General features: G+C 65.1%; 20 protein-coding genes and 1 pseudogene. 3 read left to right on the top strand and 18 right to left on the bottom strand.

Translation table 11 applies throughout. The features are described from left to right. Positions 1-290 precede the first annotated feature (290 nt). The 3 genes from lpxC to C6P64_RS14845 all read left to right on the top strand — a co-directional run bounded on the left by lpxC (position 291) and on the right by C6P64_RS14845 (position 3687). Positions 291-1214: a UDP-3-O-acyl-N-acetylglucosamine deacetylase gene (lpxC, locus tag C6P64_RS14855; protein ID WP_105749337.1), complete on the top strand. Its 924-nt coding sequence runs from the start codon at positions 291-293 to the stop codon at positions 1212-1214. Positions 1215-1358: 144 nt separating this feature from the next. Further along, entirely contained in the window at positions 1359-2525 is a 1167-nt protein-coding gene (locus tag C6P64_RS14850) for a nuclear transport factor 2 family protein (protein WP_170073120.1), read from the top strand. 106 nt (positions 2526-2631) lie between these two features. Then, positions 2632-3687, top strand: coding sequence for a L,D-transpeptidase family protein (locus C6P64_RS14845; protein ID WP_105749335.1), 1056 nt, complete (start codon positions 2632-2634; stop codon positions 3685-3687). A 13-nt stretch (positions 3688-3700) separates the two neighbouring features. On the opposite strand, the gene ruvC is transcribed toward C6P64_RS14845, so the two are convergent. From ruvC to C6P64_RS14755, 18 genes and pseudogenes are all read right to left on the bottom strand, one after another. Beyond that, positions 3701-4249, bottom strand: coding sequence for a crossover junction endodeoxyribonuclease RuvC (gene ruvC / locus C6P64_RS14840; protein WP_105749334.1), 549 nt, complete (start codon positions 4247-4249; stop codon positions 3701-3703). A 53-nt stretch (positions 4250-4302) separates the two neighbouring features. Next, positions 4303-5037: a monofunctional biosynthetic peptidoglycan transglycosylase gene (mtgA, locus tag C6P64_RS14835; protein WP_105749333.1), complete on the bottom strand. Its 735-nt coding sequence runs from the start codon at positions 5035-5037 to the stop codon at positions 4303-4305. Positions 5038-5046: 9 nt separating this feature from the next. Further along, the gene (locus tag C6P64_RS14830; RefSeq protein WP_105749332.1) at positions 5047-7122 is read right to left on the bottom strand and encodes a ribonuclease catalytic domain-containing protein; all 2076 of its coding nucleotides are present in this window, start codon (positions 7120-7122) and stop codon (positions 5047-5049) included. Between the two features lie 98 nt (positions 7123-7220). Further along, positions 7221-8234 (bottom strand): UDP-glucose 4-epimerase GalE, encoded by a 1014-nt coding sequence (gene galE / locus C6P64_RS14825; protein ID WP_105749331.1) that lies wholly within the window; start codon positions 8232-8234, stop codon positions 7221-7223. 5 nt (positions 8235-8239) lie between these two features. Continuing rightward, a complete protein-coding gene (locus C6P64_RS14820; RefSeq protein WP_105749330.1) occupies positions 8240-9658 on the bottom strand; it encodes a mannose-1-phosphate guanylyltransferase/mannose-6-phosphate isomerase in 1419 nt (472 codons plus the stop codon). Between the two features lie 33 nt (positions 9659-9691). Then, positions 9692-10243: a dTDP-4-dehydrorhamnose 3,5-epimerase gene (rfbC, locus tag C6P64_RS14815; protein WP_105749329.1), complete on the bottom strand. Its 552-nt coding sequence runs from the start codon at positions 10241-10243 to the stop codon at positions 9692-9694. Positions 10244-10263: 20 nt separating this feature from the next. Then, positions 10264-11136, bottom strand: a complete 873-nt coding sequence (gene rfbA / locus C6P64_RS14810) for a glucose-1-phosphate thymidylyltransferase RfbA (protein ID WP_105749328.1) — start codon at positions 11134-11136, stop codon at positions 10264-10266. Positions 11137-11157: 21 nt separating this feature from the next. Continuing rightward, a complete protein-coding gene (gene rfbD, locus C6P64_RS14805; RefSeq protein ID WP_105749327.1) occupies positions 11158-12069 on the bottom strand; it encodes a dTDP-4-dehydrorhamnose reductase in 912 nt (303 codons plus the stop codon). After that, positions 12066-13142 carry a dTDP-glucose 4,6-dehydratase gene (rfbB, locus tag C6P64_RS14800; protein WP_105749326.1) on the bottom strand — a complete coding sequence of 359 codons (1077 nt, stop codon included), beginning with the start codon at positions 13140-13142 and terminating at the stop codon, positions 12066-12068. Before rfbB ends, rfbD begins: the two co-directional genes overlap by 4 nt. Positions 13143-13183: 41 nt before the next feature. Further along, positions 13184-14284, bottom strand: a pseudogene (locus tag C6P64_RS14795) (glycosyltransferase family 4 protein); the annotation flags it as partial. A 36-nt stretch (positions 14285-14320) separates the two neighbouring features. Continuing rightward, positions 14321-15541 (bottom strand): O-antigen ligase family protein, encoded by a 1221-nt coding sequence (locus C6P64_RS14790; protein ID WP_105749324.1) that lies wholly within the window; start codon positions 15539-15541, stop codon positions 14321-14323. Positions 15542-15575: 34 nt separating this feature from the next. Further along, positions 15576-16772: a glycosyltransferase family 4 protein gene (locus C6P64_RS14785; protein ID WP_105749323.1), complete on the bottom strand. Its 1197-nt coding sequence runs from the start codon at positions 16770-16772 to the stop codon at positions 15576-15578. Between the two features lie 7 nt (positions 16773-16779). Continuing rightward, positions 16780-18045: an MATE family efflux transporter gene (locus tag C6P64_RS14780; RefSeq protein ID WP_105749322.1), complete on the bottom strand. Its 1266-nt coding sequence runs from the start codon at positions 18043-18045 to the stop codon at positions 16780-16782. 22 nt (positions 18046-18067) lie between these two features. After that, positions 18068-19207: a dTDP-4-amino-4,6-dideoxygalactose transaminase gene (gene rffA / locus C6P64_RS14775; RefSeq protein ID WP_105749321.1), complete on the bottom strand. Its 1140-nt coding sequence runs from the start codon at positions 19205-19207 to the stop codon at positions 18068-18070. Positions 19208-19297: 90 nt separating this feature from the next. Further along, positions 19298-20104 (bottom strand): acyltransferase, encoded by an 807-nt coding sequence (locus C6P64_RS14770; protein WP_105749320.1) that lies wholly within the window; start codon positions 20102-20104, stop codon positions 19298-19300. A 49-nt stretch (positions 20105-20153) separates the two neighbouring features. After that, on the bottom strand, positions 20154-21575 hold the full coding sequence (wbaP, locus tag C6P64_RS14765; RefSeq protein ID WP_105749319.1) for an undecaprenyl-phosphate galactose phosphotransferase WbaP: 1422 nt from the start codon (positions 21573-21575) through the stop codon (positions 20154-20156). A gap of 34 nt (positions 21576-21609) precedes the next feature. Further along, on the bottom strand, positions 21610-22776 hold the full coding sequence (locus C6P64_RS14760; protein ID WP_105749318.1) for a Wzz/FepE/Etk N-terminal domain-containing protein: 1167 nt from the start codon (positions 22774-22776) through the stop codon (positions 21610-21612). 9 nt (positions 22777-22785) lie between these two features. Beyond that, entirely contained in the window at positions 22786-25161 is a 2376-nt protein-coding gene (locus C6P64_RS14755; RefSeq protein WP_245911749.1) for an SLBB domain-containing protein, read from the bottom strand. Positions 25162-25324 lie beyond the last annotated feature (163 nt).

Here is a 25324-nt window from a genome sequence, read left to right as displayed (position 1 = left end):
CAACACCGATCTGCTGTGGACCAATGCCAACGGGGCCGCTGCGGTCTGGCTGATGGAGGGCGCGAGTCCGATAGGGGTCAATACCCACGGTCCCTACGATGGGTGGACGCTGATCTGAGTTCAGGCCCGTTCCGGGTCGGCTCGAGGCTGGTCAGGCTGATCTGTATGGCCAGCCTTTGTTCGAGGGTTGCCCGGGCGCCTGCATGTCGCTGACCCACTGATTCCGGCGGATCCGTCCGGCATCGGCCCCGCTGGCGACGCGGAGACGCGCGATCCGGGATAATTTGCCCATGATCGCGCAACGCACCCTCAAGACCCTGACCAAGGCCGTCGGCGTCGGCCTGCACAGCGGCCAGCGCGTCGAGCTGACGCTGCGCCCGGCGCCGCCCGACAGCGGCATCGTTTTTCGCCGCGTCGACCTGGCCGAACCGGTCGAGATCCCGGTCACGGCGAGCTCGGTGACCGACACCCGGCTGGCCTCGACGATCTCGCACGGCAAGGCCAAGGTGCACACCATCGAGCACATCATGAGCGCCTGCGCCGGCCTCGGGATCGACAACCTCGTGATCGACATCACGGCCGAGGAAGTGCCGATCCTCGACGGCTCGGCCGCCTCCTTCGTCTACCTGCTGCAGAGCGCGGGCAGCGTGGCGCAGGACGCGCCGCGCCGCTTCATCCGCGTGCTCAAGACCGTCGAGGTGCGCGAGGGCGAGGGCCGCAGCCTCAAGTGGGCCCGGCTCGATCCTTACCACGGCTTCAAGCTCAGCTTCCAGATCGAGTTCGATCATCCGGCCGTCAGCGCGACCGGGCAGGCGGTCGAGTTCGACCTCGGCAGCGGTCAGTATTCGCGCGAGATCGCGCGCGCGCGCACCTTCGGCTTCACGCGCGACGTCGAGATGATGCGCTCGCACGGCCTGGCGCTCGGTGGCGGGCTCGACAACGCGATCGTGCTCGACGACTACAAGGTGCTCAACGCCGACGGGCTGCGCTACCAGGACGAGTTCGCCAAGCACAAGATCCTCGACGCGATGGGCGATCTCTACATCGTCGGCAAGCCGCTGCTGGCGGCCTACAGCGCCTACCGCAGCGGCCACGCGATGAACAACCAGCTGCTGCGCGCGCTGCTGGCCCAGCCCGACAGCTACGAGATCGTCAGCTTCGACAAGGACAGCCAGGCGCCCAGGGGCTTCGCCCAGCTTGCCATGTCCTGGTAGGCCGTTGCCCGCCACCCGCATCGGCTTGTAGCGTCACGGGGGTGCATTGATGTCATCCTGACAGCAGGGCAGGCCAAGCCTGCTAAAATGTAAACGTTTGTCACAGAATGGGGCTGTTTTCCCGGAAGCAGCCCCATAGCTTTGTTGAAAACAGCCGCTCGGACGGTGTGCAAGCAGGCTTGCCTATCGGATTGCTGGCGCTTCGCCGACATTCGGTATGAGTCAGGCGATGGTCTCTGTGTCGATTGCTGGGTCAAAATGGATCGAATCTTGAGTTTCCTCTCGAAGGCTGGGTCGGGCCCCTGTTTGCTGCTTGCCATGCTTGCGGCGACCAGCTCCTCGCTCGTCACGGCGCAAGAGCTGCCTGAAGTCCAGAAACTGGTCGAACGCGGCGAGCTCAAGCAGGCCTTGGCCAAGGTCAACCAGCATCTGACGGCTCGTCCGAACAGCATCGATGCGCGCTTCCTGAAGGGTGTCATCCTGGCCGAGAGCAATGATCCCGCGCAAGCGATTGCGATCTTCGCGCAGTTGACCCAGGATGCGCCCCAATTGCTCGAGGCCTACAACAACCTGGGCGCGCTGTATGCGCGCCAGCAGGATTACGACAAGGCCCGCGTCACGCTGGAAGCCGCGCTCAAGCTCGATCCGGCCCTGTCTGCCGTGACGGGTAACTTGCGCCACACCTATGGCAGCTTGGCCAAGCAGGCTTACGACAAGGCCTTGGGCCATGAGTCCGGCCCGGCTCCCCAAGCCAGCAAGAATCTGGTGCTGCTGAACAAGCTGCGCGCACCGACTGGAGCACCGGGCAAGGCGCTCGAGACCGGCATCGGCAAGCCGGTCGCCGTTGCCGCATTGCCGGCCATGTCGACCACTGCATCGCTTGCCGTCCCGCAACCCTTCTCTCCAGTGGCTGTCACTGCCGAGACCCCATCGACCCCGGCGGCCAGTGAAAGCAAATCCGGCACGACTCCACCGTCGCCCCATGCTGATGTCAGGCGGGCCGTCGACAACTGGTCGCAAGCCTGGATGCGCAAGGACATGAAGGCCTATCTGGCGGCCTACGCACCTGATTTCAGCGTGCCGCGCGGTCAGAGCCGCAAGGACTGGGAGCGCGAACGGACCCAGCGCATCCTCGGCAAGCGGGATCGGATCCAGATCGAGATAGAAAAGCCCGAGGTGCTCGTTCAGGACGGCGTCGCCAAGGTGAAATTCCTGCAGCATTACCAGGCCGGCAGTTTCAAGAATTCGACCGTGAAGCTGCTGACCCTGGCCAGCTACGGCGGCAAATGGCGCATCAAGTCGGAGAAATAGCCCATGGTGTTGCGCACCTTTGCCGTCATTGCCACCCTGCTGCTGTTCAATACCCACGGGCTCGGCATGCTGTCGCTGGAAAACAAGCTCTTTGGTGCGCCGCAGGATGGCGCGCTGGCAGCCGGCTCTGCCCCGGTTGCAGGGCCGGACGCGGGAGCGATCCAGCCGCCGCCCGACAGCGTGGACGGCCCTGCTCAAGCGCATCTTCGACCGGATCGAGACGCAGCAGCTCGATGTCGCGCTCGAACTGGTCGAACAGCTGGTGCAGCGCTTTCCCAATTACCGCCTCGGGCATCTGATCAAGGGTGATCTGTTGCTGGCCCAGATCCAGCCGGTCGCCAGTTTCGGCGCGCTTGCTCCGGCCGATCGGACATCGGCCTTGCAGGCCGAGGCCCTGGTCCGGCTCAACAGTTACCGGGAACGGCCGCCGGCGGGGCATGTGCCGCGCCACCTGATCAAGATGGCGCCCGAGCAAAGCCACGCAGTGGTCGTCGACGCGGGTCGCTCGCGGCTCTACCTGTTCCGCAACGACGGGGGCTTTCCTCGCCTGGTGGCCGATTACTACGTGACTCAGGGCGAGCTGGGTACCGACAAGTTCAGGGAAGGCGACAAGAAGACCCCGCTGGGCGTTTATCGGGTAACCCGTACCGTACCCAAGGACCAGCTGATCGACCTTTACGGCTCGGCCGCCTTCACGCTCAACTATCCCAATACCTGGGACCGCCAGCGCGGACGTGGCGGCAGCGGCATCTGGCTTCATGGCACCCAGTCCGATACCTTCGCCCGACCGCCACTGGCTTCCAAGGGCTGCATCGTGCTGACGAATCCCGACATCGATGCCGTGTCGGCCTATCTGCAGGATGGCGTGACGCCCGTCATCATCAGCGACCAGGTCGAGTGGATTTCACAATCGCAATGGCAGCGCGAGCGCGATGCCCTGGCTGGTCTGCTTGATGCCTGGCGCGCCGACGAAAAGAACGCCGACCTCGAGATCGATGCCGACAAGCTGTCGATCTTCCGCAATCCTGGCCAGGACGATCTGCTGGTGGTGAATTTCGAGCAGCAAGGTCGCAGCAGGGCTGGTGCCAGCAGCCAGAAAAAGGTCCAGTACTGGAGGCGCGAGGCCGGCAGCTGGAAGATCGTCCACGAGGGCCAGGCCTGAAGCCCCGTCCGCTTCAGTAGATGCGCCCGTCCTTGTAGGCCGCGTGGGTGCGCGCCTGCAGCTTGCCGACCTGGCGGATCGCACTGGTGGTGCGCGCCACCTGCGCATGGGTGATGCACAGGCCCAGCGCGTCGGCGGCATCCTTGCCCGGCAGGCCGGGCAGCTCGAGCAGGCGCCGCACCATCTCCTGCACCTGTTCCTTGGCCGCCTTGCCGTGGCCGGTCACGGCTTTCTTGAGTTGCAGCGCGGTGTACTCGGCCACCGGCAGGCCGTTGGCGACCAGCGCGGTCAGGCAGCAGCCGCGTGCCTGGCCCAGGATCAGCGTCGCCTGCGGGTTGACGTTGACGAACACGATCTCGCACACCGCCACCGTCGGCTGGTAGCGCTGCACCACCTCGCTGATGCCGTCGAAGATGACCTTGAGCCGCTCGGGCAGCAGCGCGCCCTCGGCCGGGCTGGTCCGGATGGTGCCGCTGGCCACATAGTCCATGTGCGGACCTTCGACGTCGATCACGCCAAAGCCGGTGGCCTGCAGGCCGGGGTCGATTCCTAGGATTCTCATGCGCCTATTGTCGGGCCTGGTCAGGGCTGGTCGGCGCTGCCGGCCGGCGCGGATCAGGGCGGGGCGACCGCGCCCATGCGCGCGAGTATGGTCGAGGCGCGCCCGGTCAGATAGGGCGAATTGGGCCGCTTCTCGTAGCGCCGGGGCGCCGGCAGCATGACCGCGAGCCTGGCTGCCTCCCAGCCATTGAGCTGGCTGGCCGGCTTGTTGAAGTAGCGCCGCGCGGCAGCCTCGGCGCCGAACACGCCTTCGCCCCACTCGACGCTGTTGAGGTAGATCTCGAGTATGCGGCGCTTGTCGAGGCAGGCCTCGAGCGCCAGCGTCAGCACCAGCTCCTGGCCCTTGCGCAGCAGGCTGCGCTCGCCCGACAGCAGCAGGTTCTTGGCCAGCTGCTGGGTGATGGTCGAGCCTCCGACCACCTTGGCTGGCTTGACCTTGGCCGGATCGGCGGCCTGCGCCGCCCGGCGTTCGGCCTGCTGTGCCAGCTTCTCGTTCCTGAGCCAGGCCGATTCGAGCGCGTCCCAGTCCACCCCCTCGTGCGCGGTGAAGCCGCCGTCCTCGGAGGCGATCACCGCTCGCTTGAGCTGGGGCGAGATCTGCTCGTAGCTGCGCCATTGCTGCGACCAGCGCCACTGGGCCGAGCTTGCGAGCCGCCAGGCCTCCGAGCGCTGGAAGGCCGTGCTCTGCGGGTCGACCAGCGCCATCAACGCGATGCGGCCGACGAAGAACAGCTGCAGCGCGACGAAGGCCGCGAACAGCCAGAACAGCCAGCGCCGCAGCAGAGCCATCGCCAGGCCTTACTGCGCGCCCGCCTCGGGCGCAGCGGCCGGCGCAGCGCCAGCCGCCTCTTCCTCGCCCAGGTCCATCTGGATCGCGATCGGCGCGGCGAGCTCGGCGTCCTCCTCGGCTTCCTCGGCCATGGCTTCTTCCGACAGCGCCGGCGCTTCGAGCCGCTCGATCACGGTGCCGCCGACCTCGAGCGAGATGTCGTCGATCCGGCCCAGGCGCACCCGCACCTGGGCACCGCGCGGCAGGCCCTCGGCGCCCAGCACGCTCAGCACCAGCGGCAGCTCGTCGGCGCGCACCAGACCGTCCTTGATCACGCTCGCGGTCAGCTCGGTGATGCCGTGCTGCTGCAGGTAATGCAGGGTCCAGTAGCGTTCCATGCCGTTCTGGAACTGGTTGTAGGCGCCGTAGGCGGCGTCGAAGGCGCTGATGACCGCGAACAGCTGCGCATCCTTGGGGCGGAACGGTGCTGCCAGCGCGGCGGTCTTGCCGTGGCGCACGCAGGCGATGATCTGCCACTGGTTGACCAGGTCGGTGTAGCGGCGCAGCGGTGAGGTGCTCCAGGCATAGGCCGGCACGCCGATGCCGGCGTGCGGCAGCGCCTTCGCGCCCATGCGCACCTTGACGCCTGGCGCCAGGCTGGCCTGGCTGCGGTAGATGCCCGGCACGCCACATTCGGCCAGCCACATGCCCCAGTGGCTGTTGGCCAGGATCATGGCCTCGGCCACCATCAGGTCGAGCGGCGCGCCGCGCGAGCGAGTGCCGATGAGGACGGTCTCGTCGCCATGCGGCTCGTCGCCTGCCACGTCCTCGAGCTTGAAGGTGTAGTCGGGGCGGGTGAAGTTCTCGGGCTTGCCGCGCACGACTTCGCGCCGCGCCTTGCAGACCTTGGCCAGGCGGAACAGCAGCGACAGTTCCGGGCGCAGCGCGGCGATCTCGTCCGACAGCTCGGCGCCGGCCGGCGCGGCCGGGTTGTCCAGCCAGTCGGCGGTGATGGCGCGGTCGAGCTGGTCATGGCGCAGGTTGTGTGCGATCGGCACCAGCTCGAGCCGGGTCTCGCTGGCCTGCACGGTCAGCTCGGCCTCGTCCAGCGTCAGGTACAGCGACAGCGCGGGTCGGTTGCCGCCGGACTCGAGCGTGTAGGTCTGCACCACCGCATCGGGCAGCATGGTGATCTTGTGCCCCGGCATGTAGACGGTGGACAGGCGGTGGCGCGCCACCTTGTCGATCGCGTCGTCGGGCTGGATCGCCAGGCCCGGCGCCGCGATGTGGATGCCTATGGTCACGGTTCCGCTGCCCAGGCCCTGCACCGACAGCGCATCGTCGATCTCGGTCGTGCTCGAGTCGTCGATCGAGAAGGCCTGCACCGGGGCCAGCGGCAGCTGGTCGCCGATCGGCGCCGCCTGCAGCGCCGGGAAGCCCGTGCCCTTGGGGAAATGCTCGAACAGGAAACGCTGCCAGTGGAACTGGTAGGCGTTCTGGATCGCACCGGCGTTCTGCAGCAGCGTCAGCGGCGGCAGATGGGTCTGGTGTGCGGCGTGCGCGACCGCCTTGTACTCGGGCGCGTTCTTGTCGGGCTTGAACAGGATCTTGTAGAGCTGGTCGCGCACCGGCTGCGGGCATTTGCCCTCGACCAGCTCGGCGGTCCAGGCCTCGATCTGGGCCTGCACCGCCTTCTTCTTCTCGATCGCGGCCAGCGCCTGCTGCAGCACCTCGGCCGCCGCCTTCTTGTAGCGGCCCTTGCCGGCGCGGCGGAAGTAGTGCGGCGCCTCGCTCAGGCGCAGCAGGGCGGCGACCTGCTGCTCGGTCGTCGGCGGGTCCTGGAAATAGTCGGCCGCCAGGTCGGCGAAGCCGAACTCCTGCTCGGACGCGAACTCCCAGGCCAGGTCGAGCTCGATCTGCTCGGCCAGCGCCTGGGCGCTGGCCATCAGCGCGGCGGGGGCGGGCTTCTCGAACTTGAGCAGCAGGTTGGCGGACTTGACCTTGACGCGCTTGCCGCTGTCGAGCTCGATCTGCAGCGAGCTTTCGGCCTCGGACATCACGCGGCCGGTCATGAACTTGCCGGCTTCATCGAACAATGCAAACAATGTGGGGGCTTTCGGTGGGTATCGGGTGGCAGCGCCCGTGGCGCCGACGGTGCCCCGAGTTTACCGGTGCTGCCTGAGCCAGGGCTTGCTGGCGCGACTCAGCGGTAGCCGTCCGGGTTGCCGCTCTGCCAGCGCCAGGTGTCAAGCATCATCCGGTCCAGGCCTCGGCTGGCTTGCCAGCCCAGTTCGGCCTGCGCCTTGCTCGCGTCGGCCCAGTATTCGGCCAGGTCGCCCGGGCGGCGCGGCGCGATGCGGTAGGGCACCGCCCGTCCCGAGGCCTGCTCGAAGGCGCGCACGATGTCGAGCACGCTGTAGCCGATGCCGGTGCCCAGGTTCCAGGTGCGCAGACCGGCCTGGGTTTCCAGCGCCTGCAGTGCCTTCAGGTGGCCGTCGGCCAGGTCGACCACATGGATGTAGTCGCGCCGGCCGGTGCCGTCCGGGGTCGGGTAGTCGTCGCCGAAGACGGCGAGCTCCTTGAGCTTGCCGACCGCGACCTGGCTGACATAGGGCAGCAGGTTGTTCGGGATGCCGTTCGGGTCTTCGCCGATCAGGCCGCTCTCGTGCGCGCCGACCGGGTTGAAGTAGCGCAGCACCGCGATCGCCCAGCGCGGATCGGAGCGCTGCAGGTCCTGCAGCAGCTGCTCGACCATCAGCTTGGATTTGCCGTAGGGGCTGGTCGGCTCCCCCGTCGGCTGGTCCTCGCGGTAGGGGACCGGGTTGTGTTCGCCATACACCGTGGCCGAGCTGCTGAACACCAGCCGGAACACGCCGGCCGCAGCCATCGCCTGGCACAGGGTCACGGTGCCGGCCACATTGTTCTCGTAGTAGGCCAGCGGCTCGCGCACGCTCTCGCCGACGGCCTTGAGGCCAGCGAAATGCAGCACGGCGCCGATCTCGTGGCGCCTGAGCACCGCCTCGACGAAGGGCCGGTCGCGCACGTCGCCGCGCTCGCAGGTCGCCGGCTGGCCGGTGATGCGCTCGAGCCGCTTCAGCACCTCCGGGTGGCTGTTGGCGAAGTTGTCCAGGATCACGGGTTGATAGCCCGCCTCGAGCAGCGCCACGTAGTTGTGGCTGCCGATGTAGCCGGCGCCGCCGGTCAAGAGAATATTCATGGGGTTCAGGCTCTACCGTAACGGTCTTCCAGGCGGACGATGTCGTCCTCGCCCAGGTAGCTGCCGACCTGGACCTCGATCAGCTCGAGCGGGATCTTGCCCGGGTTCTCGAGCGCGTGCACCGCGCCCACCGGCAGGTAGATCGACTGGTTCTCGGTCAGCAGGTGATCCTGGCCCTCGAGCGTGACGCGCGCGGTGCCGCTGACCACGATCCAGTGCTCGGCGCGGTGGTGGTGCATCTGCACCGACAGCTTCTGGCCCGGCTTGACCGTGATGCGCTTGACCTGGTAGCGCGGCCCGCTGTCGATGCTGTCGTAATGGCCCCAGGGCCGGTAGACCTCGCGGTGGATCTGGTGCTCGTTGCGGCCACTGGCCTTGAGCTGGGCCACGATCTGCTTGACCTCGCTGGCGCGCTCGCGCGGCGCCACCATCACCGCGTCCTTGGTTTGTACCACCACATGGTCGTTCAGTCCGACGGTGGCGACCAGCGCGTTTTCGGCGAAGACCAGGTTGTTGTGGCTGTCATGCGCCAGCACGTCGCCGCGGTGCACATTGCCGTCGTCATCCCGCGGCAGTACTTCCCACAGTGCGGCAAAGGCGCCGACATCGCTCCAGCCGGCATCCATCGGCACCACCACGGCGGCGTCGGTCGGCTCCATCACCGCGTAGTCGATCGATTCGTCGGGGCAGGCCCGGAAGGCGGCCGCATCGACGCGCACGAAGTCGAGATCGGGCTGGGGCTGGGCCATGGCCGCCCGGCAGGCGGCCAGGATGTCGGGGCGGTGGCGCTCCAGCTCCTGCAAGTAACGGCTGGCCTTGAACAGGAACATGCCGCTGTTCCAGTCGTAGTCGCCGCTGGCGACATAGGCCTGGGCGACTTCGAACGCCGGCTTCTCGACGAAGCGCTCGACCGCCCAGGCGCCAGCGGCCACCGCCGCACCGCGCTTGATGTAGCCGTAGCCGGTTTCTGGCTGGCGCGCGACGATGCCGAAGGTGACCAGCGATCCGGCCTCGGCCAGCGGCAGGGCGGTGCGCACCGCGGCCTGGAAGGCCGGGGTGTCCTGGATCACATGGTCGGCCGCCAGTACCAGCAGCAGCGGGTCAGCCCCTGCGGCGGTGGCGTGCAGCGCGGCCAGCGCAATCGCTGGCGCGGTGTTGCGGCCGGCCGGCTCGAGCAGGATGTTGCGCGCAAGCGCCGCGACCTGGCGCAGTTGCTCGGCGACCAGGAAGCGGTGCGCCTCGTTGCAGATCACCAGCGGCTGCGTGCCGGTCAGGCCGTCGAGCCGGGCGATGGTGGCCTGCAGCATCGACTGCTGGCCGTCGAGCGCCAGGAATTGCTTGGGGAACAGCTCGCGCGACAGCGGCCAGAGCCGGGTGCCGGAACCGCCGGCCATGATCACGGGAAGCAGCAGAGGGTTGTTCATCGGTGTGCGGCAGTCGGGTTCAGTGCTGGAGTCTTACTCGTACAGGTCGGCCTGGGCCAGCGTCTTGGCCGCCGCATCCTTGGTCGCCAGCTGCGGCTCGAAGTCGATCGGCCAGTTGATGCCGACCGCCGGGTCGTTCCAGAGCAGGCTGCGCTCGTGCTCGGCGTACCAGTAGTCGGTGGTCTTGTAGAGGAATTCGGCTGATTCGCTCAGCACCACGAAGCCATGGGCAAAGCCCGGTGGCACCCAGAGCTGCTTGTGGTTGTCGGCGCTCAGGTGCACGCCCTGCCACTGGCCGAAGGTGGATGAGCTGCGGCGCAGGTCGACGGTCACGTCGAACACCTCGCCCTGCACCACGCGCACCAGCTTGCCCTGGGCATGCTCGATCTGGTAGTGCAGGCCGCGCAGCACGCCGCGCGCCGACTTGCTGTGGTTGTCCTGCACGAACTCGACCTGCAGCCCGGTGGCCTGGGCGAAGTCGCGCGCGTTGAAGCTCTCGTAGAAGAAGCCGCGGGCATCGCCAAAGACCCTGGGTTCGAGCACCAGGACTTCGGGAATGGCGGTAGGCGTGACGGTGAATGGCATGGCGTAGGACGGTAGACGGTTTACTTGAGCAGGCTCAGCAGGTACTGGCCGTAGCCATTCTTCTTCAGCGGTTCGGCCAGTTGCTGCAGCTTGGCGGCGTCAATCCAGCCCTGGCGGAAGGCGATTTCCTCCGGGCAGGACACCTGCAGGCCCTGGCGCTTTTGCAGCGTGGCGATGAAGCTGGCCGCCTCGAGCAGGCTGTCGTGGGTGCCGGTGTCGAGCCAGGCGTAGCCGCGGCCCATGATCTCGACGTTGAGCTGGCCCAGCTCGAGGTAGCGCTTGTTGACGTCGGTGATCTCGAGCTCGCCGCGCGCCGACGGCTTGATGTCGGCCGCGATGTCGCAGACCTGGCTGTCGTAGAAGTAGAGTCCCGTGACCGCGTAGTTGCTCTTGGGCACCTGGGGCTTTTCCTCGATGCTGAGGGCGCGGAACTCCTGGTCGAACTCGACCACGCCATAGCGCTCGGGGTCGTGCACATGGTAGGCAAACACGCTGGCGCCTTCGGTGCGCGCATCGGCGCTGTACAACTGCTTGGCCAGGTCATGGCCGTAGAAGATGTTGTCGCCCAGCACCAGCGCGCTCGGGCGGTTGTCGACGAAGTCCTTGCCGATGATGAAGGCCTGGGCCAGGCCGTCCGGACTCGGCTGGACCGCGTACTGGATGTTCATGCCCCATCGGCTGCCGTCGCCCAGCAGGTCGGCAAAGCGCGGCGTGTCCTGCGGCGTGCTGATCAGCAGCACGTCGCGAATGCCGCTGAGCATCAGCGTGCTCAGCGGGTAATAGACCATGGGCTTGTCGTAGACCGGCATCAGCTGCTTGCTGACAGCCTGGGTCACGGGGTAGAGACGGGTGCCGGAGCCACCGGCCAGGATGATGCCTTTGCGATCAGTCATGATGGGTTCGATTATTGGATTTCAGAGGATCTCGGCCAGCAGGCGCTCGACGCCCTGTTGCCAGGGCGGCAGCGTCAGGCCGAAGGTCTGCTGCAGCTTGGTCGTGGCCAGGCGTGAGTTGTGCGGTCGCCGGGCCGGGGTCGGGAAGGCGCTGGTTGGCACCGGGTCGATCGCCTGTACCTTGAGTTCGAGTCCGGGCTGCAGCCGGCGCGCGGTCTCGACCACCTGGCTGGCATAGCCATGCCAGGAGGCCTCGCCTGCGGCGGCCAGGTGGTAGATGCCCTGCCCGGTGCCGGTGCGCAGGACCTGCCGCACGGCATGGGCAGTCACGTCGGCGATCAGCTCGGCGCCGGTCGGCGCGCCGCGCTGGTCGTCGATCACGCTCAGGCGCTCGCGCTCCTTGGCCAGGCGCAGCATGGTCTTGGCAAAGTTGCCGCCGCGCGCCGCGTAGACCCAACTGGTGCGAAAGATCAGGTGCCGTTCGCAGGCCTGGGCGATCAGTTGCTCGCCCTCGAGCTTGCTGCGGCCGTAGCTGTTGAGCGGCCCGGTGGCAGCATCTTCCTGCCAAGGCTGGTCGCCGCTGCCATCGAAGACATAGTCGGTGCTGTAGTGCATCAGCCAGGCGCCGATCTCGCTGGCGGCCTGGGCCAGTGCCTGCGGTGCCAGTGCATTGATCAGCCGGGCCAGCTCGGGTTCGCTCTCGGCCTTGTCGACCGCAGTATGCGCCGCCGCGTTGACGATCAGCTGCGGCTTGAGCGCACGCACGGTGGCTTGCAGGCCTTCAAGGTTTGACAGGTCGCCGCAGTAGTCGCTGCTGTGCCGATCCAGCGCCACCACTTGGCCCAAGGGTGCCAGGCTGCGCTGCAGTTCCCAGCCGACCTGGCCGTTCTTGCCCAGCAGCAGGATGGTCGGCGTCAAGTCTGCGGCGCTCATGCCGACGGCGCTTCGCTGGCGTACTGCTTGGCGACCCAGTCGCGGTAGCTGCCGCTTTGCACATGGGCGACCCAGTCCGGGTTCGCCAGATACCACTCGACCGTCTTGCGGATGCCGGTCTCGAAGGTCTCGGCCGGCTTCCAGCCCAGCTCGCGCTCGATCTTGCGCGCGTCGATCGCGTAGCGGCGGTCATGGCCCGGGCGGTCGGTCACGTAGGTGATCTGGGTCGCGTAGGAAGTTCCATCGGCCTTGGGGCGCAGCTCGTCGAGCAGGGCGCAGACCCGCTGCACGATCTCGATGTTGGGCTTCTCGTTCCAGCCGCCGACGTTGTAGGTCTCGCCCAGTCGGCCGCCTTCGAGCACGCGGCGGATCGCGCTGCAATGGTCCTTGACGTAGAGCCAGTCGCGGATCTGCTGGCCGTCACCATAGACCGGCAGGTGCTTGCCGGCCAGGGCGTTGACGATCATCAGCGGGATCAGTTTCTCGGGGAAATGGTAGGGGCCGTAGTTGTTGCTGCAGTTGGTGGTCAGCACCGGCAGGCCGTAGGTGTGGTGCCAGGCGCGCACCAGGTGGTCGCTGGCGGCCTTGCTGGCCGAATACGGGCTGTTGGGCTCGTAGCGGTTGTCCTCGGCGAAGGGGGGGTCTTCCTTGGCCAGGGTGCCATAGACCTCGTCGGTGCTGACATGCAGGAAGCGGAATGCCGCCTTGTCGTCGGCCGGCAACGCCGACCAGTAGGCGCGCACCGACTCCAGCAGGCGGAAGGTGCCCAGGATGTTGGTCTGGATGAAGTCCTCGGGGCCGTGGATGCTGCGGTCGACATGGGACTCGGCCGCGAAGTTGAGCACGGCGCGCGGTCGGTGCTCGGCCAAGAGCCGGTCGACCAGCTCGCGGTCGCCCAGGTCGCCCTGCACGAAGACATGGTTCGGGTTGCCCTGCAGCGAGGCCAGGTTCTCGAGGTTGCCGGCGTAGGTCAGCTTGTCGAGGTTGATGACGGGCTCGTTGGACTGGGCCAGCCAGTCGAGCACGAAGTTGCTGCCGATGAAGCCGGCGCCGCCGGTCACAAGAATGGTCATGGTCGTGTCAAGGTAGATTGAAACTGGTTCCAGCGCTGGTCCACATAGCCAGCGAATTCGTCGCGGAAGCGTTGCACTGAGAAGCGCTCGGCATGCTGCCGGCAGACCTGGGCCGAGATCGGCGCGGGCAGGGATTCGAAGCGCTGCACGGCGGCCATGAGCGACTCCGCGGTCTGCTCGGGAAACCACAGGCCGGTGGCCTTGCCTGGATCGGGGCTGTCCACCACCGTTTCCAGCGACCCGCCCTTGCCATAGGCGATGACGGGTGTGCCACAGGCCTGGGCCTCGACCGGTGTGATGCCGAAGTCCTCTTCTGCCGCAAAGACGAAGGCCTTGGCCTGCTGCATGTGCCGCTTCAGCTCGGCAAAGGGCTGGTAGCCCAGCAAGGTCACGTTGGGGCTGGCAATGGCCTGCAGCTTGGGCATGTCAGGTCCATCGCCGATCACCACCAGCTTCTTGTCGGGCATGCGGGCAAAGGCCTGGACGATCAGGTCCATGCGCTTGTAGGGCACCAGGCGCGAGGCGGTCAGGTAGTAGTCCTGCTTCTGGTCGCAGAAGTCGAAGGCCGCGACATCGACCGGCGGATAGATGACATCCGAGTCCCGGCCGTAGACCTTGTGGATGCGCCGGCCGATGAAGCGCGAATTGGCCACGAAATGGTCCACGCCCGCTGCCGTGCGGTAGTCCCAGATCCGGATCTTGTGCAGCAACCACTTGGCGAGCCAGCCCTTGAGCCCGTGCTCCAGCCCCGACTCGCGCAGGTACTGGTGCTGCAGGTCCCAGGCATAGCGGATCGGCGAATGCACATAGCTGATGTGGAGCTGGTCCGGCCCGGTCAGCACGCCCTTGGCGACAGCGTGCGCGCTCGAAATCACGATGTCGTAGGCCGACAGATCGAACTGCTCGACCGCCAGCGGCATCAGCGGCAGGTAGGAACGGTAGGACTTGTTCGCGCGCGGCAGCTTGCTGATGAAGCTGGTCCTGACCTGGCGCCCTTGCAGGAACTTAGTGTTCCTGACGGTTTCAGGATCGGCATGGACGGCAAACACGTCGGCCTGCGGGAACAGGTGCAGGATCTGCTCGACGACCTTCTCGGAGCCGGCGATGGCAGTGAACCATTCGTGGACTATGGCAATTCGCATCAATGAAGAAATGAAGAGGTGGGAAAGGTGGAACCGTCAGCTCTCGCGAGCTTTCGAGCGTGCGCCATGGGCCAGGGCTACGAGCGTGAAGAATGCAAAGCAGTTGGACGGACTGGGTATCCTGTGCTCGGTGAAGCTGGCAAAGGTGAGTGCCCAGAACGTGATCAGCAGCGTCCTCTTGATGGGGTCCGAGATCTCGAGCTCCTTGATGAAGCGGTAGAAATGCACCCACATCATCAGGAACAGGAACAATCCCACGATGCCTTGCTCTCCCAGGATATGCAGGTAGGTGTGGTGCGCATGGGAGCTGTCGTAGATGATGTTGCCGCCCGCATTCAGCTGCAGCAGCGAGTCCTCCTTCAGGACCAGCGGGAAGTCGTTCAGCGCGCCCACGCCAATGCCGAAAATCGGGGAGTGCAGGAAGGCAAACAAGCCCCTGGGCCAGTTCTCGTAGGTCCGGATCATGACGTTGGATTCCTTGGTCCCATCGCTCAGCGAGGCGGCATACTCGATGGCCAGATCGCCATAGTCCAGGTAGACCGGGTAGGTGTAGAACAGGATCACGGCCTGCGCGATGAGGATGGCGACCAGGGTGAGTGCTACCAGCCGGCTTCTGCCGCTTTCTATCAGCTTCAGGGTGATGATGCCGAGTACGACGCCCAGTATCGATCCTCTCGAGGTTGATGCCGCCAGGTAGATCAGGGCCAGCAGCAGCGAGCCCCAGTTGAGCAGGTTCCGCTGGCTTTTCTCGAGCAAGGTGGAATAGCATTGCGCCACCAGCAGCATGACAAATCCGCCGAAGGCATTGGTGGCAACGAAATAGCCCGTCGATACGCCGTCGCGCAGGAAGTCGTAGCCCACCTTGGGCAGGGCGATGAGGAGCGAGAACTTGATGAACTTGCCGTAGCTGGCTTCGAAGTCGTTGATGCGGATGGCAAGCGACGGAATGCAGATCAGCAGCAGGAAGGAGATCAGGAAGTTGCCGTCGTATCGGTAGAAGTCATAGTCGAACAGCGACTTGTAGTCGTAGACGATCGTTCCGATGACGCTGTACAGGTAATAGGCGCCACCCCAGAGCTGCAGCTTCTCGATGCTGAAGTTCGAACTCGTGACGCCGAAAGCCAGGACGACCATGAGGGGCGCCATGGCAAACGGCAGTGCGCTGAAGGGAACGTAGTTGGTGTTCGTGAAATAGAGCGAGAACAGGAAGACGACACCGATCCAGGCGGACAGGTTGAGTGTGTAGTTCTGCTTCATTTGCGCAATCTAAAGACGATATCTTGCATGCAGTTCACTTGGCAGCAAAAATCAGTCTTTGGAGCCTCGAACCGACGAAGCTGGTGAAGACACGCAGCAGCTGGAGCGAGGAAACACGGATACAGGAGCCGTTGCTGGCCGAGTCCGCAAAGACTCTCATGTAGTCGGCGATGACGGAGTCGCCGGAATACTGCCTTGCCTTTTCCAGGCAGGCATCCTGGACTTCCCGGTAGCTTGCCGGGTCGCATTCGAGCAGGAACTTGATCTTGTCGCCCAGCAGGTGGGTGGGCATGTCGAGTCCCGGCTCGATCATGTCGAAGCCGACGATTTCGCTGATGAATCCGTAGGATATTGGAGTTTCCGAGTATTCGATGGTGGTCAGCGATGGTACGCCGCAGGCGGCGGCCTCGATCAATGAGGTTCCAGAGCCCACGAACAGGAAGGCATCGGCAAGAACGGATTCGAACTTCGAGTATGGCAAGGCACCGTGCAGGACTACCTGGCCCTCGAGCTTTCTCTGCTTGACGGTCTCGGCCAGTTCCGCGAGTTGCGGCCCGTCGCCGTAGACATGCCATTCGACCTCATGGCCCTCGCGTAGCAGCGAGGCGATGACATCGAGCATGGTGAAGTTGTAGGTCTTGTAGGAGATGACCTTGCCTATGGAGACGATCTTCCTTCTCGGGATATCCTGCCGGTACTTGAACTCATACTTGTCGACATCGACAAACAGGCGCACGACGGCCGACTTGGAGTAATCCACTCCCAGTTTCTGGGCATGGATGTCCCGGCTCGCATTGTTGCCAAATATCATGGACCTGGGAGCAATCTCCTTGGCCACCAGGTGGCGTGTCAGGCGCCAGTAATAGGCATCACTGTCTTCGCAGTAGATCTGGGTTTGAAAGACGGCGGGCACGAACTTGGGATAGCCCAGGCCGGCACGCTTGACCAGCCAGCCGCCGATGATCAGGGCGTATGAGATGGTGCAGAAGACGATGTCGAACTTCTCACCCAGCCTGTCGTTGATTTTCTTCTTGCTGAACGGGAACAGTTCGTCCAGGAAGCGGATGGTGCAGCTGCCATCCAGCTTGGCAAGCAGCTCCGGGTTGCACTTGCGCCGAATCAGCAGCAGCGTGACTTCGATGCCCTTTGCCTTGAAGATAGGAATCAGGCGGGCCAGCAAGGTTTCGACGCCTCCAATATCGAGGTGGAGGTTGACGATCAGCAATTTCATTAAGGTGTCACCTTTTTGTTCTCAGCAAGGTGGTAGCGGTGGCTGCGAAGTAAATGGCATAGCTCAGCACATAGGCGTAGAACATGCCATGCACTGGAAACTGCGGCACCAGCAATAGACTGCTTGCGCCCAGCAGGACCCCCTGCAGAAGCTCCCCGTAGATGCACAGCTTCACGGCCCCGCGTGCCGCCAGTATGGTGGTGCCGACATAAGAAAGTATCTTCAAGCTGTCGCCGGCCAGTTGCCAGGGGACGAAGGCCTCCATCGGCGCGAAATCCGAGGTGAAGACCAGCTCGATCCAGTAGGGGCGGGTGAGGTAGACGAAGCCGGCGATGCCGGCCATCATGGCCGCGATGAACAGATAGGTTTTCCGGACCTGCTCCAGGTTGAGCGGCTCGGCGGCCGAGCTGGCGAAGCGCGCAAACAGCACCACCGACAGCAGCATGAGCGGCAGCTGGTTGTACGCCTCAGAGATCCGCAAGCTCGCCTGCCAGAGGCCGAAGATCCGGTCGCCGTTGTGTTCCTGCACCAGCAGCCGGATGAAGATGTAGACGATCGGGATGATCGCCCCGGCCGCGATCGACAACATGCCGTAGCCCAGCAGGAACCTGGCCTTGGACTTCAGTTCCGGGATCGTCGCCGTCGCCGCTGCCGTCGCACTCGAGGCCGGAGTCCGGCCGATACGTGCGCCGAAGAGGTTCATCACCAGCGCCTGCGCCACCACCAGCCAGATCATTCCCAGCAAGGCACCGGTCGGCCCCAGGTAGCGCCCCAGCCCCCAGAGCCCGAGCAACCCGAGCGCGCTGCCCAGTGCGATCGACAGGGCATAGAGGTCATCCCGGTGCGAGCCATTGATCTTGCCCTGGCCGATGCCGGCGAAGGCGACGGGCAGGGTGCCCAGCACCAGGCCGCCGAGCAGCCAATGGGAATGTTCGTTGCCGTTGAACAGCTGTTCGCTGACCCAGCCGGAAGCCAGCAGGAACAGCACCGACAGCAGCCCCGCAGAACCCAGGGCGATCCAGCGGGCCGCCCTGATCCAGTCCGGGCGGGATTCGGGAGGGAATTCGGCACCGGCATAGACCTTGGTCATGCCGACCGAGACGCCTGCTCCGGCCAGCAGCGACACCACGGACAGCAGGCTGCCGAGCTGCCCGGTCACGCCGAAGGCTTCGGGGCCGAGCAGCTGGGCGCAGAGCTTGACGGCAAACAGGCCGGCGATCAGCTTGACTCCCAGCCCGAGGCCGAGATACAGGGTTTTCTTGAGGTCTTTCATTCGGAGCCGGGCGCAGGCGCGCTCAGCGGTTCTCGCTCAGTATCTGGATGATCTTGTCGCACACATAGGCGCATTGCTCATCGGACAGTTCGTAGAACAGCGGCAGCCGGACCAGGCAGTCCGAGAAGCGGTCGCTGTTGGGAATGCGGCGGCCGTCATGCTTGTCGGCGTAGTAGGGGCTGCTGTGCAGCGACAGGTAGTGGAAGACGGCGTGGATGCCGTGGCTCCTGAGGCCCTCGATCAGCCGGGTCCGCAGCTCCAGGCTCGGGCAGACCAGGTAGAACATGTGCGCGTTGTTGGTCGCATAGTCCGGGATCACCGGCAGTCCGATGCCGAACTTCGGCAGCACCGGGGCCAGCGCGTCCCAGTACTGTTGCCAGAGCTGCTTGCGCCGAGCCTGGATCAGGTCCAGGTTCTCCAGCTGCGCGAACAGGTAGGCCGAAATGATGTCGGAAGGCAGGAAGGACGATCCGATGTCGACCCAGCCGTACTTGTCGACTTCGCCGCGGAAGAAGGAGCTGCGGTTGGTGCCCTTCTCGCGGATGATCTCGGCCCGGTTGACATAGGCGCTGTCGTTGATCGCCAGCAGGCCGCCTTCGCCGGCAATCACGTTCTTGGTCTCGTGGAACGAGAAGGTGCCCATGACGCCCAGGCCGCCGAGCGGCCGGCCCTTGTAGTAGGAGTCGATCGCCTGGGCGGCATCCTCGACCACCGGGATCGAGTGCTGCGCTGCCAGTGCCAGGATCGGGTCCATGTCGCAGGCGACGCCGGCATAGTGGACCACGACGATGGCTTTGGTGCGCGGCGAGATCAGGGCCTCGATCGCCGCCACGCTGACGTTGGGGTTGTCGGCTTCGCTGTCGGCAAAGACGATCCTGGCGCCGCGCAGCGCGAAGGCGTTGGCGCTGGAGACGAAGGTGAAGGCCGGCACGATGACTTCGTCGCCCGGCTGGATGTTCAGCAGGATCGCCGACATCTCGAGCGCGTCGGTGCAGGACGTGGTCATCAGGGTCTTGCCGAATCCGTAGCGCTGCTCGAAGAATGCATGGCATTTCTTCGTGAACAGGCCGTCGCCAGAGATCTTGCCGGAGGCGACCGCCTGGGCGATGTAGACCAGTTCGCGGCCGTGCAGATAGGGTTTGTTGAAGGGGATGCTGTTCATGCTGCTGACAGGTGTTCCAGGCGGATGCAGGCGGGAGCGCTGGCCTGGCGGGATTTTCGGATCAGTCGATGGCGTGGCTCAAGCTTCGCTTCAGGCGGCCAGGGCAGGTAGCCACTTGGCCTTGTCGTAGAGCATGAACTTGATGAACTGGTATTCCTCCGCGCTGCGGATTGGGCGATAGGAGCGCTCATGCAGGTTGAACTGGGTGACCCCGTCTTGCTGGCTGAACTCGTCGACCAGGACAAACAGCTGCTCGTCGATGCCGGTCGCGGCGCAGAATTCGGCGCGCAGCTGCAGGAAGCGGCGGCATTTTTCCTCGTAGGCGACTTCCTCGAACTGGACGCCGAACTTGTCGCTGACGTTCTTCGCCGGCGAGCCCGCGTAGATGCTGTTGCTGTCCATGTCCTTGACGGCCACGCCGCCGGTCATCAGCATGGACTTTTCCTTGGCGTGGATCGGGCCCACGATGCTGTGGCCGACCAGCCAGACATCGTCGTCGAGCGTCAGGCTGGAGGACGAGTTCCAGCGGCAGCCGTTGAGCACGTCGCCGAACTTCATGTGGCTCCATAGCTGCGAGTGCGCCCCGACGCCCACGTTGTTGCCTATGCGCGTATTGCCGCCCAGCGAGTCGATGATGGTGTAGTGGCCGAACCAGCAATTGTGTCCGATCTGGGTCTTGATGCCGTGGATGATGGAGCCATGGTGGATGGTCGTGTAGTCACCGATGGTCAGGTAATCCACGTCTATGTAGATGTCGTTGCCGATGAAGCAGCCATAGCCGATGTTGATTTCCTTGCAGCGGCTGCCCAGGACGACGTTCTTGCCGATGAAGGTCCTGTCGGCAACGTTGATTTTGGTCTCTGGGTTCTTGACTTCGGAAAAGTTGGACATTTTCATTTGACTCGGTTGGGTGTGAATCGGGTGCGGGTCTGAATCGCTGCCTGCCTCAGTAGGCGCCATCGCGACCCAGCACCACTCCGACGGTCTTGAACAGGATCGAGATGTCGGTCCACAGCGACCAGTTCTTGACGTACCAGGCGTCCAGGTAGACGCGCGTGTCGTAGTCCACGTCGTTGCGGCCGCTGACCTGCCACAAGCCGGTCACGCCGGGCTTGGCCTCGAGGTAGTAGGACACATCCTCGCCATAGCGTTCGAGTTCGGCCTTGACCACCGGACGCGGTCCCACCAGGCTCATCTCGCCCTTGATGACGTTCCAGAGCTGCGGCAGTTCGTCCAGGCTGGTCTTGCGCAGGATGTCGCCAATCCGGCTCACGCGCGGGTCGTTCTTGAGCTTGAAGTCTTTCTCCCATTCGGCGCGTGCCTCGGCGCTGCTGGCGAGCAGCTGGGCCAGTACCTCCTGCGAGTTGACCACCATCGAGCGGAACTTGTAGCACTTGAACGGCTGGCCATTCTGCCCGATGCGGGTATGGCCGAAGAAGGCCGGACCGCCGTCGCGCTTGACCAGGACTGCCAACACCAGCATCAAAGGGCTCAGCAGCAGCAGCGACAAGCTGGCAGTCACGAGATCGAAGACTCGCTTGACCGCCTGAAAGATGGGGCGATCCAGATTGTTCTGCAGATGGATCATCAGCACTTCATGGCTCTGGAAATGCGAGGTCTCGAGGCCGAACAGCGGGATGCCGCGCATGGCCGGGATCACATGCACATTGTTGACATGATGCCGGGCCAGCTGCCGGATCAGCTGGTCGCGTTGCTCGGCTTCGTCGGGTTCGACCGCGATCACGCACTGGTAGTACTGCCGGACCAGCTGCCAGGATTCGGGCCGGTCCTGCCAGGCAAAGCTGGCCGGCAGGCCGGCCGGGATCTCGCGCGCCTTGCCGCCTTGCAGGCTGGCGAAACCCTTGACCGCCATGCCCATCCAGGGTTCGCTGCGCAGCGCGAGGCAGGCCTGGATCGCATTGTTGCCATCGCCAAAGATCAGCGTGGGCTTGACCCACAGCCCCAGGGCCTTGAGCAGCTGGTGGGACAGCAGCCTGCCTGCCAGTACCGCCAGGATCACGTAGGCCAGCAGCTGGGCACTGGCGCCCAGCGAGAACGCCGTCGAACTCGTCAGCGCGAGCCCTGCTGCCAGCAGCGTGATGGCAAAGGCTGCCAGCACGACATAGAGCAGCTCGTTCCAGAACGGCCGGCGTTCGGTGTAGATGCGTCTGGCCAGCCCGAACCACAGCAGCCAGCCCAGTGCCAGGATTTCGTACTGTGCCTGGTTGGGCGTCAGTCCCCAGAAAGTGGGGGTGTGCAGGGCGATGGCTTCGATGCCCAGCATGACAAAGGCTTGCGCCCAGACCTGGGTCCTGGCGCTGAAGCGGTGGGGGCCGATTGCCCCATTTGAATTGTTGTTGACTTGCATGAAACGGCCCCCCAGGGCCTGGCCGGGCTTGTTGTTAGGATTTGAAGCCAAGGCTGCGGCGAATCCGGGCGAGTTTCTCCGCCGTTTCGCTCGACTGCCTGGTGTTGCGCAGGCCCTGCCTGATGAACACGTACAGCAACAGTGCGAAGCCGCTGCCCAGCGTGGCCATGATGGTGATCAGCGCCTTCCTGGGCTTGGACCGCTTCTCCGGCGTCTGGGCCAGGTCCAGCACCTGGACGACCGCGCCTTCGCGTGCCTCGTCGAGCCGGGCCAGTTCGTACTGCTTGGCGAACAGCTCGAACAGGGTTTCCTGGTACTTGAACTCGCGGTAGCGTGCGGTGTAGTCCCCATCGCCGCCGGTCTTGCTGTTGGCGTTTTCGAGCTTGTTGAGCTGGGCGCGCAGCGCGCCGAGTTCGGTCATGGCCTGCCTGAAGTCGGGGGCCGATTCGGCCAGGTAGCCGCGCAGGCTGGCGACCTTGACTTCCTGCGCCGTCACCTGGGCCTGCAGCTGCGCCACCGCCGTCACCGCGGCCTGCGGGTTGCTCTTGAGCGCCGAGGCATCGACGCCGCTGTTGCGCAGCGCCCGTTCGGCCTGGGTCAGCTTGTCCTGTGTCTGGTTCAGTTGCTTTTCGAAGAACAGACGCCGTTGCTGTGCTTCGGTCACTGCCAGCTGGCCCAGCAGGCGTCGCAGTTCCTCGACATGGGCGTTGGCCAGCTCGGCCGACACCTGGGCCTCCTTGTCGTCGACCTCGACCGTGATCAGTCCGTCCTTGCCGACGCTGATGCGGGCATTCTTGCTCAGCTCCTTGCGCGCATCGACCTTGTATTTCTCGTCATAGCGTTCCAGCAGCTTGAAGCGCTCGATCAGCACGTCCTGCACGTTCTCGCTCTTGAGATAGGCCACGTACTGGTCGGCCGGGTTCTTGAGCCCGGCTGCTGCGCCGGCCAGCCCACCCAGGGCGCCCAGGCTGGACAGCATGCCGGCAGTCACGCTTTGCTGCTGCTGTGGCGGCAGGAACTTCGTTGCGGCGGTGTAGGTGGGCGGAATCGCGAAGCTGATGGCCAGCGCGGTGGCGCCCACGGCCAGCGGCCCCAGGGTCAGCAGCTTGATGTTGTCGGCGACGATCTGCAGCAGGTCGAGCAGGCTGACTTCGTTGCTGTTGGGCGTGCCGGGGCTCTTGGGGGCGACGGTTTCGTTCATGTCAGCCCCTTACAGCGTGTTGATGGCAGCGATGCCCAGGCCCAGGTTGGCCAGGATCTGCGTCCAGTCCTTGACCGCACGGGTGATGAAGGTCCACTTGCTTTCGCGGTCGACCTTCTGCGGCACCACCACGGTGTCGCCAGGCATCAGCGCGAGCGAGTCGAAGCTGCCGCCGAACCAGCCCGAGCGGTCCTTGCGCGCCACCACGGTGCCGTCGGCACGCAGCACGAAGGCCTGGTCGAGCTCGCCATCCTCGGTCACGCCAGCGATGCGCAGCACATCCTCGACCGTGCGGCCTGGCTTGTGGACGAACACGTTCTCGTTGTTGACGGCTCCGAAGGCCGCGACGAAGCCCGGCGTGGACGGCATGACGATGCGGTCGCCATCTTCCAGCGGGACATCGGGCAGGGCCGCCAGGCTGTTCTGGGTCGGCGACAGCTCGAGTGCCACCCGGCCGTTGCTGCGCAGGCTCTTGAGCCGCGCCAGTTGCTGCTGCTGGCTCTGCTTTTGCGCCTCCACCATGGCGGCGGCCTGGGCCGCCCGGTCGGCGCCCAGGTTGGCGAGCTGGGTGCTGGACTGCGAGGACAGCGAGGCCTCGAGCTTGGCGATCACCTGATCCAGGTTCTTTTGCTGCTGCTGCCGCACCGATTCGCGCGTGAACTCGGTGCCGAAGACATAGGCCTGTGGCGTCAGGCCGCCGATGCGCTTGATCAGTTGGCGCAGCGTCTCGCCCGGCTTGACCTGGTAGACCCCGGGGGCGGCGACTTCGCCCTCGATGCGCACCAGGCGCGACTGGCGTTCGGTCGGCAGTCGCAGGTCGGTCTGGTTGAAGATCGACACGACGTCGCCCGGTTGCAGCGGCAGGTTGTGCTCGGGATCGTGCAGCAGCACGGCCTTGCCGAGGTTGAACGGGATCAGCTGGGTGCTGAGCGTGTCCTTGTTCAGGCGCTCGATGACGGCGTAGTCCCAGTTGATCTGCCGCTTGCCTTCGCTGAAGCTGTCGAGGATGGCTGCGCCTTCGGCCTTGCTGCTCTCATCCCTCAGCTTGAGATTTTGTCTGGCATTGCGAACCGGCTTGAGCTGGCCCGGCAGCCCATCGTTGGCCTTGCCCTCCGGTCCGGCTTCTTCGGGTTCCGGCTGCAACTGCACGAAGGCGTTCTTGCGCAGGTAGTAGTCGCGGCTGATCAGCGCCTCGGGCTCCGGGATCAGGTCGGCCACCTTCATGCCCGAAGTCCAGGCATGGCGCAGCGGTTGCGCCACCGAGCCCTGCAGCGTGACGGCATTGCCGAAGGCCGGGCTGATCGGCAGCAGGGTCAGCACGTCGCCGTCGCGCAGCGGCTGCTGCAGGCCGGCCGGGTTCAGCGCGATTTCCTGCACCTGGCGCGGGGACTGCCTGGCGCTGGGGTCGATGCGTTCCAGCAAGGCCTTTTGCGGTGTGGCCAGCGTCGGCACGCCGCCGCCCAGTGCCAGCAGTTCGCCGACCTTGTTGCGGCCAGGCTTGAGTTCGTAGATGGCGGCCTGGTCATAGGCCCCGGTGACTGCCACGCGCGGGCCGGCCGGCGGAATCACGATCACGTCACCCGGCTGCAGCGACGGGTCGTTGAGCTTGTCGCCCTTGGCGATGAAGTCGTACAGGTCGATGGTGGCCACCAGCTGGCTGCCGCGCTTGAGCTGGATCGCGCGCATCGAGCCATTGGCGCTCGGCCCGCCGCTGGCGAACAGCGCATTGACCAGGGTGCTGAGGCTGGACAGGGTGTAGGTGCCCGGGCGCTGCGCCTGGCCCACCACATAGACCTGGATGCTGCGCAGCTTGGCCACGCTGGCCGACAGCTCGATATTGGTGAAGACCTTGTTGACATGGGCCTTGAGCGTGGGCTCGAGCTTGCCGACGCTGATGCCGGCCACCGTCACGGCGCCGACCTTGGGGATGGTGATCTGGCCCTTGCTGTCGACCACCAGCTTGGTCGCCAGGTCGACCGCCCCCCAGATCTGCAGTTGCACCTCGTCGCCGGTGCCCAGCACATAGTTGGCTGGCGGCGCGATATTGCTGACCGGCGCATAGGTCAGCGTTTGAGCGAACAGCTCGGCGCCATAGACCGGCAGCAGCTTGCCGGTCGATTCCTGCACGAAGCGCTGGAACTGGTTGGGCCTGGCTGGCTCGGCCGGACGCTTGCTGTCGGGCGTCAGTTCGGGCAGGATTGGCTGGCTGCCGGCCTGCATCGTCCCGAGGTTCCTGGCCTGTCCTGCCATGCCGTTGCCAGTGGCGGGGTTGCTGCCATTGGCGGCGCGCAGCAGATCCGCTGGCGCGCTGGCCTCCGCGCCGGGCAGCGCCTGCTGTGCCCAGGCCGCGCCCGACAGCATCAGCGAAGCCGCGAGCGCGGTCAAGGAGGCAGAACGCCTCTTGAGCCTGGGTGAGGCAGCGGCGCACCTGAGGATGGGGGCGATTTCTGGTTTGAGCATTGTTACAAGAAGTCTTGATATGTCATCGGATTGGATGACATAGGTGTTTCAAATTAATTGCAGAGTACTAGCAGGCCGTTGAAAAACC

The organism is Malikia granosa, from assembly GCF_002980595.1.
Classification (GTDB): Bacteria; Pseudomonadota; Gammaproteobacteria; order Burkholderiales; family Burkholderiaceae_C; genus Malikia; species Malikia granosa.
Note: the sequence above shows the minus strand (reverse complement) of the source record. Positions and strands in the feature narration are given on the sequence as shown.

Bases quoted from the DNA above. Each gene is read 5' to 3' on its own strand.
- C6P64_RS14770 (WP_105749320.1), bottom strand. From the start codon at position 20,104: ATGAAAATGTCCAACTTTTCCGAAGTCAAGAACCCAGAGACCAAAATC.
- C6P64_RS14780 (WP_105749322.1), bottom strand. From the start codon at position 18,045: ATGAAAGACCTCAAGAAAACCCTGTATCTCGGCCTCGGGCTGGGAGTC.
- lpxC (WP_105749337.1), top strand. From the start codon at position 291: ATGATCGCGCAACGCACCCTCAAGACCCTGACCAAGGCCGTCGGCGTC.
- rfbA (WP_105749328.1), bottom strand. From the start codon at position 11,136: ATGACTGATCGCAAAGGCATCATCCTGGCCGGTGGCTCCGGCACCCGT.
- mtgA (WP_105749333.1), bottom strand. From the start codon at position 5,037: ATGGCTCTGCTGCGGCGCTGGCTGTTCTGGCTGTTCGCGGCCTTCGTC.
- C6P64_RS14790 (WP_105749324.1), bottom strand. From the start codon at position 15,541: ATGAAGCAGAACTACACACTCAACCTGTCCGCCTGGATCGGTGTCGTC.
- ruvC (WP_105749334.1), bottom strand. From the start codon at position 4,249: ATGAGAATCCTAGGAATCGACCCCGGCCTGCAGGCCACCGGCTTTGGC.
- C6P64_RS14820 (WP_105749330.1), bottom strand. From the start codon at position 9,658: ATGAACAACCCTCTGCTGCTTCCCGTGATCATGGCCGGCGGTTCCGGC.
- rffA (WP_105749321.1), bottom strand. From the start codon at position 19,207: ATGAACAGCATCCCCTTCAACAAACCCTATCTGCACGGCCGCGAACTG.
- rfbD (WP_105749327.1), bottom strand. From the start codon at position 12,069: ATGAGCGCCGCAGACTTGACGCCGACCATCCTGCTGCTGGGCAAGAAC.
- C6P64_RS14785 (WP_105749323.1), bottom strand. From the start codon at position 16,772: ATGAAATTGCTGATCGTCAACCTCCACCTCGATATTGGAGGCGTCGAA.
- C6P64_RS14845 (WP_105749335.1), top strand. From the start codon at position 2,632: ATGGCGCGCTGGCAGCCGGCTCTGCCCCGGTTGCAGGGCCGGACGCGG.
- wbaP (WP_105749319.1), bottom strand. From the start codon at position 21,575: ATGCAAGTCAACAACAATTCAAATGGGGCAATCGGCCCCCACCGCTTC.
- rfbC (WP_105749329.1), bottom strand. From the start codon at position 10,243: ATGCCATTCACCGTCACGCCTACCGCCATTCCCGAAGTCCTGGTGCTC.
- C6P64_RS14760 (WP_105749318.1), bottom strand. From the start codon at position 22,776: ATGAACGAAACCGTCGCCCCCAAGAGCCCCGGCACGCCCAACAGCAAC.
- rfbB (WP_105749326.1), bottom strand. From the start codon at position 13,142: ATGACCATTCTTGTGACCGGCGGCGCCGGCTTCATCGGCAGCAACTTC.
- galE (WP_105749331.1), bottom strand. From the start codon at position 8,234: ATGAATATTCTCTTGACCGGCGGCGCCGGCTACATCGGCAGCCACAAC.